Raw genomic sequence first — 17,800 nt, forward strand, 5'->3', positions numbered from 1 at the left:
GGATGGCCAGCCGAGCCAAGGCGACGATATTCGACATCGCCCGTGAAGCAGGCGTGTCCAAATCGACGGTATCGCTTGTGCTCCAGGGCAGCGGGCTGATCCGGCCTGAGACGACAAGCAAGGTTCGCAAGGCGATCGAGGATGTCGGGTACGTCTACAATCGCGGCGCCGCCAATCTGCGCAAGGCTCATTCGAACGTCATCGGCATGGTCATCAACGATCTCACCAATCCTTTTTTCGCGGAACTGGCGGTCGGCATGGAACGCGTCTTCCAGTCGGCCGGCATCGTGCCGTTCATCGCCAACACGGCGGAAAATCCGGTGCGCCAGGAAGAAGTGCTGAAATCGCTGATGGAGCAAGGCGTCGCCGGCCTCATCGTGTCACCGGCACGCGGCACGACGCCGGGCGCCTTCCGGCGGATCGAGACGGCGGGCGTGCCGGTCGTCTTCGCCATGCGCCGGCTGCCGGAAAGCCGCATCCCGGTGATCGCGCCCGACAATCATCGCGGCGCCTATCTTGCCGCCGCCCATCTCATCGGCAAGGGGCATCGCCGGCTGGCCTTCTTCGGCGGCTCGTCCGACCTCGTGGTCTATCACGAACGGCTGGGTGGCTTTCGTGAGGCCTGCGAGACGCTTGGCATCGCCGCCCGCGACATACTGATCTTCGAGGGCGAGACCAGCCGCAAAGGTGGCATTGCGTGCCTGGAAACCGCTCTCGCAATGGCTGAACCGCCGACCGCGGCCCTGTGCTTCAACGACGCGGTTGCCTTTGGCGCCATGCTGGCGCTGCGCAAGCGCGGGCTTGAGCCGGGAGCTGATTTCGCCGTCGTCGGCTTCGACGATGTGGTCGAGGCCGAGCACTACATGCCGGCTCTGACCAGCGTCGCGGTGGACTCGGCGGGCCTTGGCGAACGCGCTGCGCATGTCATGCTGAAAATGATCCAGTCGCGCACCACGCGGGCCGAGGATCATATCGGCGCGGTCAATCTCGTGGTCAGGGAAAGCTGTGGCCCGGATCGCCGCACCCGAAACAGGCCTGCAGGTTCGGGGGGCGCGGCATGAGCGTCAGATGGGGGTTGATCGGCGCCAGCACGATCGCCAGACAGTTCATGATCGACGCCATCCGCGCGCAAGGCAATGGCGAGATCGCCGCGGTGATGAGCTCCAGCCCGGAGCGCGCCACCGCCTATGCCGGGGAAAACAACATTCCGCTTGCCGTCTCGACGCTTGATGCCCTGCTCGGCGCCGACATCGACGCCGTCTACATCTCGACCACCAACGAATTGCACCTCGAGCAGGCGCTCGCTGCCATCAAGACTGGAAAGCACGTGCTGTGCGAAAAGCCGCTGGCGCTGACCAGTGCCGATGCCCGAAAGATGGTTGCCGCCGCCAGGGCTGCCGGCATCGTGCTCGGCACCAACCATCATCTGCGCAACGCCGGCGCGCACCGCGCCATGCGCGACGCCATCGCCGCCGGCCGCATCGGCAAGCCGATCGCCGCGCGCGTCTTCCATTCCGTCTATCTGCCTGAAAACCTGCAGGGTTGGCGCATCACCAGGCCCGAGGCGGGCGGCGGCGTGGTGCTCGACATCACCGTGCATGACGCCGACACGCTGCGCTTCGTGCTCGGCGACGACCCGGTCGAGGTGTCCTGCTTCACGCAGTCGGCCGGCATGGCCGGCAGCGGCCTGGAGGATGGCGCCATGTGCATCTGGCGCTTCAAATCGGGCGTCATCGCCCAGTCGCATGAGGGCTTCACCACCAAATTCGCCGGCACCGGCTTCGAGGTGCACGGTTCGGAAGGCTCGCTGATCGCCAGCAATGTGATGACCCAGAAGCCGGTCGGTTCGGTGATGCTGCGCACTGCCAGGGGCGAGGAGCAACTGAGCTTCGACCACGATGATCTCTACACAAGATCCATGCACCAGTTCCATGCCGCGATCCGTGGCGAAGGCCAGCCCTCCGCCACCGGAGACGACGGCATCTGGTCGCTGGCATCAGCCGAGGCAGCACTTCAATCGGCCAGCTCCGGCAAGGCCGTCAAGATCGACCCGAAACTCGGGAGCATGAATTGAGCAAGGTCGTTTCGGCAGCGCAGGCAGCGGGCCTGATCAAGGACGACATGGTCGTATCCGTGTCGTCGTCGAGCGGCCTCGGCTGCCCTGACGCCGTGCTGGCCGCGATCGGCGAGCGCTTCGACGCGGAAGGCCATCCGAAGAACATCACCACGCTGCATCCGATCGCCGCCGGCGACATGTATGGCATCAGGGGCATCGACCATCTGGCCAAGCCCGGCCTGCTGAAGCGCACTTTGTGCGGCTCCTATCCGTCCGGCCCCTCCTCTTCCGAACCGCCGCAAATCTGGAAGATGATCGGCGACAATTCGGTCGCCGCCTACAACGTGCCGTCTGGCATCCTGTTCGACATGCATCGCGAGGCCGCCGCCAAGCGGCCGGGCGTGCTGACCAAGGTCGGCCTCGACACCTTCGCCGACCCGCGCCACCAGGGCTGCGCCATGAACGCCGCCGCCAGCGAACCGATCGTCTCGGTGCAGCAGTTCGACGGCGAGGAATGGCTCTATTTCCGTTCCATCGTCCCGCAGGTCTCGATCATCCGCGCCACGTCGGCTGACGAGCGCGGCAACCTCACCTATGAGCATGAGGGCGCCTATCTCGGCGGCCTCGAACAGGCGCTCGCCGCCCGCAACAATGGCGGTGTCGTCATCGCGCAGGTCAAGCGCGTCGTCGAGAACGGCACGCTGAAACCGCATGACGTGCGCGTGCCCGGCGTCCTGGTCGACCACATCGTCGTCGCGCCCGACCAATTGCAGACGACGCTGACATCCTACGACCCGGCGATCTCCGGAGAAATCTTCCGGCCGCTGTCGAGCTTCCGCAACGCCGAGATGAACGTCCAGAAGGTGATCGCGCGCCGCGTCGCCATGGAGTTGCGCGACGGCATGGCCGTCAACATCGGCTTCGGCATCTCGGCCAATGTGCCGCGCATCCTTCTCGAGGAAGGCCAGCACGGCAAGGTCACCTGGGTGATCGAACAGGGCGCGGTCGGCGGCGTGCCGCTGCTCGACTTCAAATTCGGCTGTTCGTCGAACGCCGACGCCTTCATGCCCTCGCCGCACCAGTTCATCTATTTCCAGGCCGGCGGTTTCGATGCTTCGCTGCTGTCCTTCCTGCAGATCGACCGCCATGGCTCGGTCAACGTCTCGAAACTTTCGGCGCGGCCGCATGTCACGGCCGGCGCCGGCGGCTTTGTCGACATCACCGCACGAGCGAAGAAGATCGTCTTCTCCGGCTTCTTCAACGCCGGGGCAAAACTCTCATTGGCCGATGGCGGCATCCGCATCGACCAGGAGGGCAAGATCAAGAAGGTGGTCGCCGAGGTCGAGCACATCTCGTTTTCGGGCAAGCGGGCGGTCGCGCAGGGACAGGACATCACCTATGTCACCGAGCGCTGCGTGATGAAGCTGACACCGGAGGGCCTGGTCGTCACAGAACTCGCACCCGGCATTGACCTGCAGCGCGACGTGCTGGCGCAATCGGAAATTCCGTTGGGCGTCGCCAAGGATCTCAAGACAACGCCAGAGGCGCTTTATCGCGATCAACCGATAGGCCTGTCGCTGAATGGCGGCGCCTCGCTCGGAGGCGCGCATTATGGTTGAGCCTCTCGTCACCTTCGAGCAGGATGGCGTCATCGGCATCGTCACGCTGCGCCGGCCGGAGAAATTCAACGCGCTCGACATCCCGATGCTGCGCGCGCTGGAGACAGCGCTCGACGCGGCCGAGGGCGCGGACGGCGTGCGTGTCGTGCTGCTGCGCGGCGAAGGAAAGGGCTTTTGCGCCGGCGGCGATGTCGAGGCGTGGGCGCAGATGAGTGCCGCCGATTTCCAGGTGCAATGGGTGCGCTACGGCCACCGCGTCTTCGACCGGCTGGCGCGGCTCAGGCAACCGACCATCGCCGTTCTGTCCGGTCATGCATTGGGCGGCGGCCTGGAACTCGCTGTGGCTTGTGATTTCCGCGTGGCGGAGACACAGGTGAAATTGGGCTCCCCCGAAACCTCGATCGGCGTCGTTCCGGGCTGGTCCGGCACGCAGCGCGCCGTGCGCCGCTTCGGCGCGCAGACGGTGCGGCGCATGGCGCTGGGCGGCGAGATCTTACTCGCGCCCGAAGCGCTGGCCCTGGGCGTGGTCGATCGAGTCGTCGAGACCGGCAAGGGACTCGCCGAGGCCAAGGCCTGGGCCGAAAAGATCGCCGAGCGCGGACCGCTGGCGACGGAAGCCGCCAAATTGATGATCGCGGTCGCCGAAGGCGAGGAAAGTGCCGCCGCCACGGAAGCGCTGGCCAGCGGCTTCATCGCCATGACCGGCGACCTCAAGGCCGGCGTCGGTGCCTTCAAGGCCAAGCAGAAGCCGGCCTTTTCGAGATCCTAGAGGAAACACATGAACGCACCCCTCAAGATTTCCATGCCGGCCGAAGCGTCCGCGGCGCCGAAGGCGTACAGGCTGCTGATCGACGGCAAGCATGTCGATGCCCGTGACGGCCGCACGCTTGCGCGCCAGAGCCCCGGCCACGGCTTCACCGTTTCGCACTATGCGCAGGCCGGCGAGGCCGAAGTGGTAGCGGCAGTGCAGGCCGCGCACAGGGCTTTCGAGACCGGTCCATGGCCGCGCATGAAGGCCGCCGAACGTGCCGCGATCCTGCTCAAGGCGGCCGACCTGATCGAGGCGCGGCAGGAGGAGATCGCCCGGCTCGACGCGCTGGAATCCGGCAAGCCGATCGCCCAGGCGCGCGGCGAGATCGGCGGCGCCGTAGACATCTGGCGCTATGCCGCCTCGCTGGCCCGCACGCTGCATGGCGAATCTTACGCCAATCTCGGCGACACCATGCTGGGCGTCGTGCTGCGCGAGCCGATCGGCGTCGTCTCGATCATCACGCCGTGGAATTTCCCGTTCCTGATCGTCAGCCAGAAGCTGCCCTTCGCGCTCGCCGCCGGCTGCACGGCGGTGGTCAAGCCGAGCGAAATGACCTCGGCCTCGACCTTCGTGCTCGGCGACATCCTGATGCAGGCCGGCTTGCCCGCCGGCGTCGTCAACATCCTCGCCGGTCTGGGCGCCGATGTCGGTGCGCCGATGGTCAGCCATCCCCTGGTCGAGATGGTGTCATTCACCGGCTCCACCCGGGTCGGCAAGATGACCATGGCCTCGGCTGCGCAATCGCTGAAGAAAGTCTCGATGGAGCTCGGCGGCAAGAACGGCCAGATCGTCTTCCCCGACGCCGACCTCGAAGCGGCCGCCGACGCGGCGGTGTTCGGCGGCTTCTTCAACGCCGGCGAATGCTGCAATGCCGGCAGCAGGCTGATCGTGCATGAGGCGATCGCCGATGATTTTCTCAGCGCCGTCAAGGCGCTCACCGCCAGGGTCACGGTCGGCGATCCGCTCGATGACCAAACCAAGGTTGGCGCGATGATCTCATCCGACCACCTGGCCAAGGTGGCAGATTACGTGGCGTCAGCCGCGACCGAGGGAAGCAGCGTCTACAGCGGCGGCAAGCAGCTGGCCTCCAATGCCGGCCAATACCTCGATCCCACCATCATCCGCGGCGTCACCGAGGATATGGCCATAGCGCGCGAGGAAGTATTCGGCCCGGTGCTCTCGGTGTTGACTTTTGAATCGATTGAAAAGGCGTTGCACATCGCCAACAACACGCCCTATGGTTTGTCGGCGGGCGTGTGGAGCGCCAGCATCGACACTTGCATGTCGGTGGCGCGTGGGGTGCGTTCGGGGACCGTCTGGGTGAACACATTCATGGAAGGTTATCCCGAGCTGCCTTTCGGAGGCTACAAGCAGTCCGGTCTCGGACGCGAACTCGGCAAGCGTGCCGTCGAGGATTATACCGAGGAAAAGACAATCCAGTTTCATCGCGGCCAGCGCACCGGATGGTGGGTCGGCTGAGTTGAGAAGAACCCGGCGGGCATCCGCCGGTCGTGTAGATGCAACAAGGGAGGAAGTACATGTTGCGCAAACTGCTTATCGGAACGGCGCTCGCATCGGGTCTGGCTTTCGCGGCCCATGCCGAGGACGTCAAGGAAGTCCAGATGCTGCATTGGTGGACGTCGGGCGGCGAAGCGGCTGCTCTCAACGTCCTCAAGGGTGATCTGGCCAAGGAAGGCTACGCCTGGAAAGACGTGCCGGTGGCCGGCGGTGGCGGCGACGCTGCCATGACCGCGCTGAAGGCGATGGTTGCCGCTGGCAACTATCCGACCGCCTCGCAGATGCTCGGCTACACCGTGCTCGACTATGCCGCCGCCGGCGTCATGGGCGACCTGACCGAGACGGCGAAGAAGGAAGGCTGGGACAAGTCCGTTCCGGCAGCCCTGCAGAAGTTCTCTGTCTATGAAGGCAAGTGGGTCGCGGCTCCGGTCAACGTCCACTCGGTCAACTGGCTGTGGATCAACAAGGCCGTCATGGACAAGATCGGCGGCACCGAGCCGAAGACCTTCGACGACTTCGTTGCCCTGCTCGACAAGGCCAAGGCGGCAGGCGTGATCCCGCTCGCTCTCGGTGGCCAGAACTGGCAGGAAGCCACCATGTTCGACTCGGTCGTGCTGTCGACTGGCGGACCTGAGTTCTACAAGAAGGCCTTCAACGACCTCGACGACGCTTCGCTCAAATCCGACACGATGAAGAAGTCGTTCGACAACCTCGCCAAGCTCGTCACCTATGTCGACCCGAACTTCTCGGGCCGTGACTGGAACCTTGCCACAGCCATGGTCATCAAGGGCGATGCCCTAGTGCAGGTCATGGGCGACTGGGCCAAGGGTGAGTTCCACGCCGCCAAGAAGACCCCGGGCACGGACTTCCTGTGCTATCGCTTCCCGGGCACCGACGGCTCGGTGATCTACAACTCCGACATGTTTGGCATGTTCAATGTTCCGGATGACCGCAAGGCCGCCCAGATCGCATTGGCCACCGCCACCTTGTCGAAGAGCTTCCAGTCGGCCTTCAACGTCGTCAAGGGTTCGGTTCCGGCCCGTACCGACGTTCCGGACACCGACTTCGACGCTTGCGGCAAGAAGGGCATCGCCGACCTGAAGGCAGCCAATGACGGCGGCACGCTGTTCGGCTCGCTGGCCCAGGGTTATGGCGCGCCTCCGGCGGTCGCCAATGCCTACAAGGATGTCGTCTCCAAGTTCGTCCATGGTCAGATCAAGACCTCGGACGAGGCCGTGACCGAGCTGGTCAAGGCGATCGACGACGCCAAGTAAGCGCCACACACCCAAAACGCCTTCCCCGCTCCGGCGGGGAAGGCCCAAATCCGCGAACTAATATCCGCGAACCTGGTTGGCCTCGCGTCGACGGGAGGAGCCCCATGAGCACGGTAGCAACAAGCCAGATCAAGCTGACGCCGGAGCGGCACCGCGCCTCGGTGCGCTCGCGCTTGCAGGACGCCCTGCCGAAGATCGTTCTGGCGCCGAGCTTCGCCATCACCATCGTCTTCGTCTACGGCTTCATCCTGTGGACGATCTATCTATCCTTCACCAATTCCAAGACCTTCCCGTCCTATGTCATCACCGGCTCGCGCGCCTATCAGCGGCTGTGGGGCTGGACCTTCGACACCGACCCGCCGTCAAGCTGGTACACGTCGATCACCAATATGGGCATTTTCGGTTTCCTCTACATCTTCATCTGCCTGGCGCTCGGCCTGTTCCTGGCCATCCTGCTCGACCAGAAGATCCGCGGCGAAGGCGTATTGAGGCCGATCTATCTGTACCCGATGGCGCTATCCTTCATCGTCACCGGCGTCGCCTGGAAATGGTTTCTCGATCCCGGCCTCGGCCTCGAGCAGACCTTGCATCAATGGGGCTGGACGAGCTTCCATTTCGACTGGATCAAGAACAAGGATTTCGTCATCTACACGGTGGTCATCGCCGGCGTCTGGCAGGCTTCCGGCTTCATCATGGCGATGTTCCTGGCCGGCCTGCGCGGCATCGATGGCGAGATCATGAAGGCGGCGCAGATCGACGGCGCCACCACCTTCCAGCTCTACCGCCGCATCGTCATCCCGCTGCTTCGGCCGATCTTCCTGTCGGCCTTCATCGTGCTCGCGCACCTCGCCATCAAATCCTACGATCTGGTCGTGGCGCTAACCAGCGGCGGGCCGGGCGGCTCGGCCTGGCTGCCCTCCAACTTCATGTATGAATACACGTTCAAGCGCAACGAGATGGCCGTCGGCTCGGCAAGTGCGGTGATCATGCTGATGACCATCGTCGCCATCATCGTGCCATATCTCTATTCGGAACTGCGGGAGAAGCCGCGATGAGCGCTGTCACCACTCCCGCCCGCCAGGCCTCTGGCGGCGTCAACGTCAAGATCATCAACCGCATCGTTATCTATGGGCTGCTGGCGCTGTTTGCGCTGTTCTACCTGATGCCGCTGTTCGTCATGCTGGTGACCTCGTTCAAGACCATGGACGAGATCCAGAACGGCAACATGCTGGCATTGCCCAAGGCGCCGACCTTCGACCCATGGCTGAAGGCCTGGGGCGAGACCTGCGTCGGTCTCACCTGCGCCGGCATCAAGGGTTATTTCTGGAACTCCATCAAGATGGTGGTTCCAGCCGTGCTGATCTCGACGATGCTCGGGGCGCTGAACGGCTACGTGTTGACCAAATGGCGCTTCCGCGGCGCAACGCTGGTGTTCGGGCTGATGCTGTTCGCCTGCTTCATCCCGTTCCAGTCGGTGCTGCTGCCGATGGCGACCATCCTCGGCAGCTTGGGCCGCTTCGGCGTCACGCTGCAGAACTCGGTTGGAACGAGCTTTGGCCTCGGCAACCCGACGGTCAACCTCGTCTTCGTCCACGTCGTCTACGGCATCGGCTTCACCACGCTGTTCTTCCGCAATTACTACGAGGCGTTCCCGACCGAACTGGTCAAGGCGGCGCAGGTCGATGGCGCCTCCTTCTTCCAGATCTTCCGCCGCATCATGCTACCGAATTCGATGCCGATCTTCGTCGTCACCGTCATCTACCAGTTCACCAACATCTGGAACGACTTCCTGTTCGCCTCGGCTTACGCCGGCACCGGCGACGCGATGCCGATGACGGTGGCGCTCAATAACGTCGTCAACACCTCGACCGGCGTCGTCGAGTACAACGTCAACATGGCCGCCGCGATGATCGCGGCACTGCCCACCCTTCTCGTCTATGTGCTCGCCGGCCGCTACTTCGTGCGCGGTCTCATGGCTGGCGCCGTCAAAGGATAATCTGATGGCTTTTCTGGAAATTGATGGTCTGAGAAAGCGCTTCGGCCAGGTCGAGATCCTGAAAGGGATCGATGTCGAACTCGAGAAAGGCGGCTTCCTGGTGCTGGTCGGCCCATCCGGCTGCGGCAAGTCGACCTTGCTCAACACCATCGCCGGACTGGAGACGATCACCTCGGGCGAAATCCGCGTCGACGGCCGCGCCATCAACGATCTGCATCCCTCCAAGCGAGACATCGCCATGGTGTTCCAGAGCTATGCGCTCTACCCGAACATGACGGTGGCCGGAAACATCTCCTTCGGCATGGAGATGCGTGGCGTGCCGGCGGCGGAGCGCCAGAAGGCGATCGACAAGGTGGCCAAGGTGCTGCAGATCGGTCACCTGCTGCAGCGCAAGCCGAGCCAGTTGTCCGGCGGCCAGCGCCAGCGCGTCGCCATGGGCCGGGCGCTGGTGCGCGACCCCAAATTGTTCCTGTTCGACGAGCCGCTCTCCAACCTAGACGCCAAGTTGCGCGTCGACATGCGCATCGAGATCAAGCGCCTGCATGCCACCACCGGCACAACAATCGTCTACGTCACCCACGACCAGATCGAGGCGATGACGCTGGCGACCAAGATCGCCGTCATGCGCGACGGCGAGGTCCAGCAGTTCGGCACCCCGGCCGAGATCTACAACAACCCGACAAATCTCTTCGTCGCCGATTTCATGGGCTCGCCGGCGATGAACCTAATCCCGGCGACGATTGGCACCAACGGCAACGCGCTGTCCGTCGTGCTGCAGCGCGAGACGCGCGAGCCGATCAACCTGCCGATGGCCAATGCACCGGCAGGCCTGTCGGCATTCCAGGGCAAGCCGATCATCTTCGGCGTCCGCCCTGAAGCGCTGACCGATCCGGAAGGTGCCGAGCGCAACGCGTCGAACATCGCCACCGCCGACTGCCATATCGAGGTCGTCGAACCGGCAGGCTCGGACACCTTCGCCGTCACCAATCTCGGCGGCAAGGGCGTGGTGGCGCGGCTGCGCGCCGACGCCAACATCCAGCCGGGCACCAGCACGCCACTCGCCTTCAATCTGACCAAGGCGGTGTTCTTCGATCCGGCGACCGAAAACCGCATTCGCTGACGGCTATGACAAATCCGGACATCGTCATCATCGGCTCCGGCATTGGCGGTGCAACGATCGCCTCCGGCCTTGCCGGCAGCGGCGCCTCGATCCTTATGCTGGAACGAGGCGAGCCGCTGCCGACGACGCCGCACGCACGCGACACGCGCTCGATCTTCGTCGACAGCCACTACCGGCCTAAGGAGATGTGGCGCGAAGCCGGCGGGGCCGCCTTCAACCCCGGCAATTACTACTATGTCGGCGGCAATTCGAAATTCTATGGCGCGGTGCTGATCCGCTACCGTAAGGAAGACTTTGCCGCCATGGAGCATTTCGGCGGCGTCTCGCCGGCCTGGCCGTTTTCCTATGACGAATTCGAGCCCTGGTATTCGCAAGCTGAGCAGCTGTTTCGCGTGCGCGGCACGCTGGGCGAAGACCCGACCGAGCCGTTCCATTCGGTCCCCTATGCCTACAAGCCGGTGCCCGACGAAGCCCCCATCGCTCGCGCCCGCGCCGAGCTGAAAAACCTCGGCCTGCATCCGGCCTCGCTTCCGCTCGGCGTCGATATCGACACCTGGCTGAAAGAGGGCAAGACCGGCTGGGATGCCTTCCCGAACACCGGCCAAGGCAAGGTCGACGCGCAGACGGGACCGCTGACGGCTGCCCTGACCGACCAGAACATCAAGCTTGAGACTGGAGCCTATGTCGAATATCTCGAAGTATCGCCCGACGGCAAAACCATATCAGCCATTCACTACCGGCAGAATGGCGCGCTGAAGAAGGTATCGCCGAAGCTGGTCATCCTCTCGGCCGGCGCGGTCAATTCCGCCGTCATCCTGCTGCGCTCGCCCTCACCCAGCAACGGCAAGGGAGGTGGCAAGGGCCTCGCCAACCGCTCCGACCAGGTCGGTCGCAATTTCATGAACCACAATTCCAGCGCCATGCTGGCGATCGATCCGCGCCGCCGCAACGATTCCGTCTACCAGAAGACGCTGATGCTGAACGACTATTATCTGTCCGACGGCAAGGGCGGCAAGCCGCTCGGCAATGTCCAGTTGCTCGGCAAGATCGACGGCAACATGCTGAAGGCCAATGTGAAGTACACGCCGAAATTCGCGCTCGATTTCATGGCCGGCCATGCCGTCGACTGGTACCTGATGTGCGAGGACCTGCCCGATCCGGAAAGCCGCATCATGGTCGACGGCAAGGACATCGTCATGCGGTGGCGGCGCTCCAACATGCAGTCGCTCGATGGGCTGACCAAGGTGATGCGCGAAAACTTCCGCGCCTGCGGTTATCCCCTCGTGCTGTCGCGCCCCTTCGACAAGCGCACGCCCTCGCATCAGTGCGGCACGGTCAAGATGGGCGACGATCCGGCCACCGCGCCGCTCGATCCCTTCTGCCGCTCGTTCGACCACCGAAACCTGTTCGTCGTCGACGGCGGCTTCCTGCCCAATTCGGCCGCCGTCAACCCGGCCCTGTCGATCGCCGCACAGGCGCTGCGGGTTGCTGATCATATCCGCAAGACGGACCTCGCCGCATGACCCGTCCGGCGGCCATCGTCACCGGCGGTGCACGCGGCATTGGCCTTGCCTGCGCCCAGGCACTCGCCGATGCCGGCTTCGATATTCTGGTCGCCGACCTTGCCGAAACAGCCGCTGACGGACTTGCCAGCGACATCGCCGGGCGCGGCGCGAAATTCGCTTATGTCCCTTGCGACATTGCCGATCTCGCCAGCCACACCGCACTTGTCGATGCGGCGATGCGCGCCTTCGGCCGCATCGATTGCCTGGTCAACAATGCCGGCGTCGGCGCCGTGGTGCGCGGTGATCTGCTGGACCTCCAGCCGGAGAATTTCGACCGTACGCTCAGCATCAATCTGCGCGGCACCGTCTTCCTCAGCCAGGCCGTGGCCAAGGCGATGCTGGCCACATCGGGCGATCAGAGATCAATCATAACCATCACCTCGGTCAGCGCCGAAATGGCGTCGCCGGAGCGGCCGGACTACTGCATCTCGAAAACCGGGCTTTCGATGTGGGTGAAGAACCTGGCGCTGCGGTTGGCGCCTGAAAACATCGGTGTGTTCGAGGTGCGGCCCGGCATCATCCGCACCGACATGACGGCAGGCGTCACCGCCAAATACGACGCCCTCATCGACGGTGGACTGGTGCCGGCAAAGCGCTGGGGCGAAGCGTCAGATATCGGAGCGGTGGTGGCGACCCTCGCCGGCGGCAAGCTCGGCTTTTCGACCGGCTCGATCATCAATGTCGACGGCGCGCTCTCCGTGCCGCGACTGTAAGTGGACAGTATCATGACCGACTACATCATCGTGGGCGCCGGTCCTGCCGGCTGCGTTCTGGCCAACCGGCTGAGCGAGGATCCGGCCAATTCGGTTCTGCTGCTAGAAGCCGGCGGCAAGGACTGGCATCCCTATATCCACATGCCGGCGGGCTTCGCCAAGATGACCAAAGGCATCGCCTCCTGGGGCTGGTCGACGGTGCCGCAGAAGCACATGAAGGACCGCGTTTTCTGGTACACTCAGGCCAAGGTGGTCGGCGGCGGCTCGTCCATCAACGCCCAGATCTACACGCGCGGCAATGCCCGCGACTATGATGCCTGGGAGAAGGAAGAGGGTCTCACCGGCTGGGGCTATCGCGACGTGCTGCCTTACTTCAAACGCGCCGAAAACAACCAGCGCTACGCCAACGACTTTCATGGCGACCAGGGCCCGCTCGGCGTGTCCAACCCGATTTCGCCACTGCCGATCTGCGAGGCCTATTTCCGTGCCGGCCAGGAGATGGGCATCCCCTTCAATCCGGACTTCAACGGCGCCAGCCAGGAAGGCGTCGGCTATTACCAGCTGACTCAGAAAGACGCCCGGCGCTCCTCCGCTTCGGTCGCCTACCTCAGACCGATCCGCGCCCGCAAGAACCTGACCGTCAGGATCGATGTGCTGGTGACGCGCATCGTCGTCGAAAAGGGCCGTGCCATCGGCGTCGAGGTGGTCGACAGGCCAGGCGGCGAGAAGAAAATCCTGCGCGCCGAGCGCGAGGTGATCGTCTCGTCCGGCGCCATCGGCTCGCCGAAACTCTTGATGCAGTCGGGCATCGGCCCGGCCGACCATCTGAAAGCGGTCGGCGTCACACCGGTGCACGACCTGCCCGGCGTCGGCTCCAACATGCAGGACCATCTAGACCTATTCGTCATCGCCGAATGCACCGGCGACCACACCTACGACAACTACGCCAAGCTGCACCGCACGGCCTGGGCCGGTCTGCAATATCTGCTTTTAAAGAAGGGGCCAGTGGCCTCCAGCCTGTTCGAGACCGGCGGCTTCTGGTACGCCGACCCGACCGCCGCCTCGCCCGACATCCAGTTCCATCTCGGCCTAGGCTCCGGCATCGAGGCCGGCGTCGAGAAGCTGAAAAACCCCGGCGTCACGCTGAACTCGGCCTTCCTGCGGCCGCGCTCGCGCGGCACGGTGAGGCTGAAGAGTGCCGATCCCGCCGACCACCCGCTGATCGATCCGAACTACTGGTCCGATCCCTATGATCGCGCCATGTCGATCAAGGGGCTGAGACTGGCGCGCGAGATCATGCGGCAGAAGGCGCTTGCCCCTTACGTGCTGCGCGAAGTCCTGCCCGGCCCGTCGCTCGCCAGCGACGACGAGTTGTTCGACTATGCCTGCCGCAGTTCCAAGACCGACCATCATCCCGTCGGCACCTGCCGCATGGGCCATGACGATATGGCCGTCGTGACGCCGGATCTGCGGCTGCGCGGCATCGAGGGCCTGCGCGTCTGCGACGCCTCGGTGATGCCGCGCGTGCCCTCCTCCAACACCAATGCGCCGACCATCATGGTCGGAGAAAAGGGCGCCGACCTGGTCCTCGGCCGCGAGCCACTGCCGCCGGCGGTGTTTTCCGGAAACCGGGCGGCTTAGCCACTCAGGAGCAAAATATGATCAGGCACTGTGTTTTCGCTAGATTCCGCAATGATGTTGGCGACGGCGAGCGCAAGGCGATCCATGCCGACCTCGAGGCGCTACGACAGGTGATCGATGGCATGGACACGGTCCAGTTCAGCGCCAATGTCAGCCCGGAGCCATTTGCCCGCGGCTTCAGCCATGGCTTCACCATCGATTTCCGCGATGCCGCCGCGCGCGACGCCTATCTGGTGCATGAGGCGCATCAGCGCGCCGGCGCGCGGCTGGTCGCGGCTCTCGAAGGCGGCACGGACGGACTGATGGTCTTCGATCTCGATCTTACGAAAAAGTGACCGCCGGCTTTTCGAAAGCCAGCTGATCGCTGTTCTCTTTTGCCAATCGGGCGACATATCGTTGCTCAGGGGGTGGCAAAGGAGGAAGGTCTTGACCCTCAATTCGCAGCAGAAAAAGACTGTTCTGGCCTCATTCCTGGGCTGGACGCTGGACGCATTTGATTTCTTCCTTCTGACATTCCTGCTCACCGATATTGCGACCGAATTCCACGCTGACGTCCCGGCGGTCTCCAAGGCGCTGTTCCTGACGCTGGCAACGCGCTTCATCGGCGCGTTCTTCTTCGGCATGCTTGCCGACAAATACGGGCGCAAGCCCATCCTCATGCTCAACATCGTCAGCTACTCGGTGATTGGCGCGCTGGCCGCCTTCTCGCCCAATCTCGGTATCTTCCTGGCGCTGCGCGCTCTGTTCGGCATCGCCATGGGTGGCGAATGGGGGCTTGGCAGTTCGCTGGCCATGGAATCCATCCCGCCCAGTGCCCGCGGCATGGTTTCGGGCATCCTGCAGTGCGGCTATCCGGCCGGTTATCTCCTGGCGGCGGTGGTCTATGGCCTGCTCTATCAGCAGACAATCGGCGGCTACACGATCGGCTGGCGTGCCATGTTCCTGCTCAGCTTCGTGCCTGCCCTGATTGTCCTGTTCATCCGCTCGCATGTGCCGGAATCGCCGGCCTTCGTCGAAGCGCAGAAGACCGCGAGACCAGGCCTTCTGGAAACGCTACAGAAACACTGGGGCGTCGCGCTCTATGCCGTCGTGCTGATGATGTTCTTCAATTTCTTCAGCCATGGCACGCAGGATCTCTACCCGACCTTCCTGAAGAAGCAGCACGGCTTCGATCCGCATACGGTGAGTTGGATCACCATCGTCGCCAACATCGGCGCCATCGTCGGTGGCCTGGCATTCGGCGCGCTGTCGGAGAAGATCGGCCGCGTCAACGCCATCACGCTGGCCTGCCTGATCGCCTTGCCGTCGATCCCGCTGTGGGCCTACTCGACCACGCCCTTCATGCTCGCCATCGGCGCCTTCATCATGCAGGTCGCGGTGCAGGGCGCCTGGGGCGTCATCCCGGTGCACCTCAATGAGCTTTCGCCCGGCGCGGTGCGGGCGACCCTGCCGGGCTTCATCTATCAGGCGGGTAATCTCGCGGCATCCTATGGCGGCCCCTATCAGGCTGGAATCGCTGAAAGCGCCGGGGGCAGCTATGGCTATGCGCTGGCGCTGTTCGCGGGCGTGGTCGCCGTTTGCATCATCGTCGTCATCCGTTTCAGTCCGGAACGACGTGGCCAGGTGATGACCGTGCTGAGTTGACAGCAGTCAACCAAGCCTAAGTGCGACGACACCGGCGACGATGCTGAGCGCGGCGGCACCGCGCCAGCCCGTCATCTTTTCGCCGAGCGCGAAGACCGAGATCATCATGGCAAACAGGATCGAGCTTTCGCGCAGCGATGCCACCGAGGCGATCGGCGCCTTGGTCATCGCCCACATCACGATCCAGTAGGCCGCACCACTGAGCACGCCGGTGAACAGCCCCGTCTTCCAGTCGCGCGCCAGCACCGGCAGCGCCTTCGGCCCACGGAAGATGAGGCAAAGCACCAAGGCGCCAAAAGCATCGCAGATGAACAGCCAGGCGGCATAGCTCTGCGCCGTGGCGGCCAGCCGCGCGCCGCTGCCGTCGGACAGCGTGTAGCTGGCGATGAAGATCGAGGTGCCGAGCGCAAAGCCTACCGCGCGCAGGTTGAGTTTCTCCAGATGCGCGCCGCCGCGAAACGACATCACCAGCGTGCCGGCCGACAACAAAAAGATGCCGAGAATGGCGAACGGGCCGGGAATCTCGGCAACGACGAACATGCCGCCAAAGGCCGCCAGCAGTGGTGCGGTGCCGCGCGCCAGCGGATAGGTCTGGGCGAAATCGCCGGCCTTGTAGGCGCCGATCAGGAAGGTCCGGTAGCCCATGTGGAAAACGACGGAGGCGATGATGTAGGGCCACACTTCCGCCTTCGGCACTTCGACGAAGGGCAGCACGACGAGTGCTGCGGCGCCCATGCCGAGCGTCATCAGCGTGATCGACAGGAAGCGGTCGAGATGGACCTTGACCAGCGCGTTCCAGATCGCGTGCATGACGGCGGCGGCAAGCACTGCGAAGAAGACGAAAAGTGTCATGCGCGGCTCATGGGGCGATGCCGGGCGTTTCCAGGTCGATGTCGACCCGCAGCGGGAAATGATCCGATGCAACCTCGCCGATGTCGGCGCTGACCGAGCGCACGCGCCCGGCGAACATGCCGCCGACGAAGCAATGATCGAGCCGGCGCTTTGCCACTTTGCCGTCGATGGTCTTCACATGGGTGTGGAAGTCCTGAGCCGGCTCGCTGGCGACAGCGGCGGCGTCGACAAAGCCGTCGAGATAAGCAGCCCCGCGATGGTAGGGTGTGCTGCCGACGATACGGCTATATTCGGCGCTGCCCGGCTCCATGTTGAAATCGCCCATCCAGATCGCCGCCAGCGGGTTTTCCGGCTCCGCTTCACCACTGGTCCAATTGCGCGTGGGCTCATCGTCGACGCCGCTCCACGGCCCGCCATCGGACGGTGCCCGGCGATGCTCGGCCATGAGATAGTCGATCTGCTCCAACCGCTCCTCGACCGCGATATGAGCGAGATGCAGCGACAACAGGCGCACCGGGCCGGCCGGCGTGCGGATCATGCATTCGAGCGCCGCATTGCGCGTGTTGAGCGGCAGCAAGGTGCGGCGCATCGGCAGCGCATGCAGCCGCGACCAGACGATCGGCAACTTAGACAGCACCATGGTGCCGAATTGCCGGCGCCGGTTGACAAGGCGACCGTCGCGCTGCTCGCTGGCATCCATGTCGAAGGCCGGGCCATAGACCCAGTGATAGTCCGGCAGCAGGCGAGAAAGCAGTTCCGGCTGGTCGTCGTGATCGCTGCGCTGCCAGTGCCGCTCGACCTCCTGCAAGGCGATGATATCGGCGCCGGCAACGATGCGCGCGGCGCGCGAAAGATCATAGCGGCCGTCGCTGCCGAACCCGTACTGGATGTTGTAGCTGACCAGCTTCATTGCTTATCCGGCTCAATTTTGTGATGGCAGTAGCCGTTCGGCGCTAGCGTTGCAATGTGCCGAGCGAGCGACGGGGCTGGG

16 protein-coding genes are annotated in these 17,800 nt (G+C 64.0%); 14 read left to right on the forward strand and 2 right to left on the reverse strand.

Annotation, left to right across the window (positions count from 1 at the left end; all coding sequences use genetic code 11):
* The first annotated feature begins 2 nt into the window (after window positions 1-2).
* From EJ076_RS30570 to EJ076_RS30635, 14 genes are all read left to right on the forward strand, one after another.
* Window positions 3-1,061, forward strand: a complete 1,059-nt coding sequence (locus EJ076_RS30570; protein ID WP_126070364.1) for a LacI family DNA-binding transcriptional regulator — start codon at window positions 3-5, stop codon at window positions 1,059-1,061.
* Window positions 1,058-2,074, forward strand: a complete 1,017-nt coding sequence (locus EJ076_RS30575; protein WP_126070365.1) for a Gfo/Idh/MocA family oxidoreductase — start codon at window positions 1,058-1,060, stop codon at window positions 2,072-2,074. The genes EJ076_RS30570 and EJ076_RS30575 overlap by 4 nt, the downstream gene beginning before the upstream one ends.
* Window positions 2,071-3,675 (forward strand): acyl CoA:acetate/3-ketoacid CoA transferase, encoded by a 1,605-nt coding sequence (locus tag EJ076_RS30580; protein WP_126070366.1) that lies wholly within the window; start codon window positions 2,071-2,073, stop codon window positions 3,673-3,675. The genes EJ076_RS30575 and EJ076_RS30580 overlap by 4 nt, the downstream gene beginning before the upstream one ends.
* Entirely contained in the window at window positions 3,668-4,444 is a 777-nt protein-coding gene (locus EJ076_RS30585) for an enoyl-CoA hydratase/isomerase family protein (protein ID WP_126070367.1), read from the forward strand. Before EJ076_RS30580 ends, EJ076_RS30585 begins: the two co-directional genes overlap by 8 nt.
* Before the next feature lie 9 nt (window positions 4,445-4,453).
* Complete coding sequence (locus EJ076_RS30590) at window positions 4,454-5,965, forward strand: aldehyde dehydrogenase family protein (protein ID WP_126070368.1); 1,512 nt, start codon at window positions 4,454-4,456, stop codon at window positions 5,963-5,965.
* Window positions 5,966-6,024: 59 nt separating this feature from the next.
* Window positions 6,025-7,278 carry an ABC transporter substrate-binding protein gene (locus tag EJ076_RS30595; protein ID WP_032938068.1) on the forward strand — a complete coding sequence of 418 codons (1,254 nt, stop codon included), beginning with the start codon at window positions 6,025-6,027 and terminating at the stop codon, window positions 7,276-7,278.
* A gap of 104 nt (window positions 7,279-7,382) precedes the next feature.
* Window positions 7,383-8,333 carry a sugar ABC transporter permease gene (locus EJ076_RS30600; protein WP_109659236.1) on the forward strand — a complete coding sequence of 317 codons (951 nt, stop codon included), beginning with the start codon at window positions 7,383-7,385 and terminating at the stop codon, window positions 8,331-8,333.
* Window positions 8,330-9,274 carry a carbohydrate ABC transporter permease gene (locus EJ076_RS30605; RefSeq protein WP_109659234.1) on the forward strand — a complete coding sequence of 315 codons (945 nt, stop codon included), beginning with the start codon at window positions 8,330-8,332 and terminating at the stop codon, window positions 9,272-9,274. Before EJ076_RS30600 ends, EJ076_RS30605 begins: the two co-directional genes overlap by 4 nt.
* Before the next feature lie 4 nt (window positions 9,275-9,278).
* On the forward strand, window positions 9,279-10,394 hold the full coding sequence (locus EJ076_RS30610) for an ABC transporter ATP-binding protein (protein ID WP_126070369.1): 1,116 nt from the start codon (window positions 9,279-9,281) through the stop codon (window positions 10,392-10,394).
* 5 nt (window positions 10,395-10,399) lie between these two features.
* Window positions 10,400-11,917, forward strand: a complete 1,518-nt coding sequence (locus tag EJ076_RS30615) for a GMC family oxidoreductase (RefSeq protein ID WP_126070370.1) — start codon at window positions 10,400-10,402, stop codon at window positions 11,915-11,917.
* Window positions 11,914-12,672 (forward strand): 3-ketoacyl-ACP reductase, encoded by a 759-nt coding sequence (locus tag EJ076_RS30620; RefSeq protein ID WP_126070371.1) that lies wholly within the window; start codon window positions 11,914-11,916, stop codon window positions 12,670-12,672. The genes EJ076_RS30615 and EJ076_RS30620 overlap by 4 nt, the downstream gene beginning before the upstream one ends.
* A gap of 9 nt (window positions 12,673-12,681) precedes the next feature.
* Window positions 12,682-14,313 carry a choline dehydrogenase gene (locus EJ076_RS30625; RefSeq protein ID WP_206438834.1) on the forward strand — a complete coding sequence of 544 codons (1,632 nt, stop codon included), beginning with the start codon at window positions 12,682-12,684 and terminating at the stop codon, window positions 14,311-14,313.
* Window positions 14,314-14,330: 17 nt separating this feature from the next.
* Complete coding sequence (locus EJ076_RS30630) at window positions 14,331-14,648, forward strand: Dabb family protein (RefSeq protein WP_126070373.1); 318 nt, start codon at window positions 14,331-14,333, stop codon at window positions 14,646-14,648.
* 91 nt (window positions 14,649-14,739) lie between these two features.
* A complete protein-coding gene (locus EJ076_RS30635; RefSeq protein ID WP_126070374.1) occupies window positions 14,740-15,957 on the forward strand; it encodes an MFS transporter in 1,218 nt (405 codons plus the stop codon).
* Between the two features lie 6 nt (window positions 15,958-15,963).
* Here the strand turns inward: EJ076_RS30635 and EJ076_RS30640 are convergent, their stop codons facing one another.
* A complete protein-coding gene (locus tag EJ076_RS30640) occupies window positions 15,964-16,809 on the reverse strand; it encodes an EamA family transporter (RefSeq protein WP_126070375.1) in 846 nt (281 codons plus the stop codon).
* 7 nt (window positions 16,810-16,816) lie between these two features.
* Window positions 16,817-17,719, reverse strand: coding sequence for an endonuclease/exonuclease/phosphatase family protein (locus tag EJ076_RS30645; RefSeq protein ID WP_126070376.1), 903 nt, complete (start codon window positions 17,717-17,719; stop codon window positions 16,817-16,819).
* Between the last annotated feature and the right edge of the window lie 81 nt (window positions 17,720-17,800).

The organism is Mesorhizobium sp. M7D.F.Ca.US.005.01.1.1 (assembly GCF_003952545.1).
GTDB lineage: Bacteria > Pseudomonadota > Alphaproteobacteria > Rhizobiales > Rhizobiaceae > Mesorhizobium > Mesorhizobium loti.

Coding starts and splice junctions, on each gene's coding strand:
- EJ076_RS30620 (WP_126070371.1), top strand. CDS start 11,914: ATGACCCGTCCGGCGGCCATCGTCACCGGCGGTGCACGCGGCATTGGC.
- EJ076_RS30590 (WP_126070368.1), top strand. CDS start 4,454: ATGAACGCACCCCTCAAGATTTCCATGCCGGCCGAAGCGTCCGCGGCG.
- EJ076_RS30600 (WP_109659236.1), top strand. CDS start 7,383: ATGAGCACGGTAGCAACAAGCCAGATCAAGCTGACGCCGGAGCGGCAC.
- EJ076_RS30575 (WP_126070365.1), top strand. CDS start 1,058: ATGAGCGTCAGATGGGGGTTGATCGGCGCCAGCACGATCGCCAGACAG.
- EJ076_RS30610 (WP_126070369.1), top strand. CDS start 9,279: ATGGCTTTTCTGGAAATTGATGGTCTGAGAAAGCGCTTCGGCCAGGTC.
- EJ076_RS30585 (WP_126070367.1), top strand. CDS start 3,668: ATGGTTGAGCCTCTCGTCACCTTCGAGCAGGATGGCGTCATCGGCATC.
- EJ076_RS30640 (WP_126070375.1), bottom strand. CDS start 16,809: ATGACACTTTTCGTCTTCTTCGCAGTGCTTGCCGCCGCCGTCATGCAC.
- EJ076_RS30645 (WP_126070376.1), bottom strand. CDS start 17,719: ATGAAGCTGGTCAGCTACAACATCCAGTACGGGTTCGGCAGCGACGGC.
- EJ076_RS30595 (WP_032938068.1), top strand. CDS start 6,025: ATGTTGCGCAAACTGCTTATCGGAACGGCGCTCGCATCGGGTCTGGCT.
- EJ076_RS30615 (WP_126070370.1), top strand. CDS start 10,400: ATGACAAATCCGGACATCGTCATCATCGGCTCCGGCATTGGCGGTGCA.
- EJ076_RS30630 (WP_126070373.1), top strand. CDS start 14,331: ATGATCAGGCACTGTGTTTTCGCTAGATTCCGCAATGATGTTGGCGAC.
- EJ076_RS30570 (WP_126070364.1), top strand. CDS start 3: ATGGCCAGCCGAGCCAAGGCGACGATATTCGACATCGCCCGTGAAGCA.
- EJ076_RS30605 (WP_109659234.1), top strand. CDS start 8,330: ATGAGCGCTGTCACCACTCCCGCCCGCCAGGCCTCTGGCGGCGTCAAC.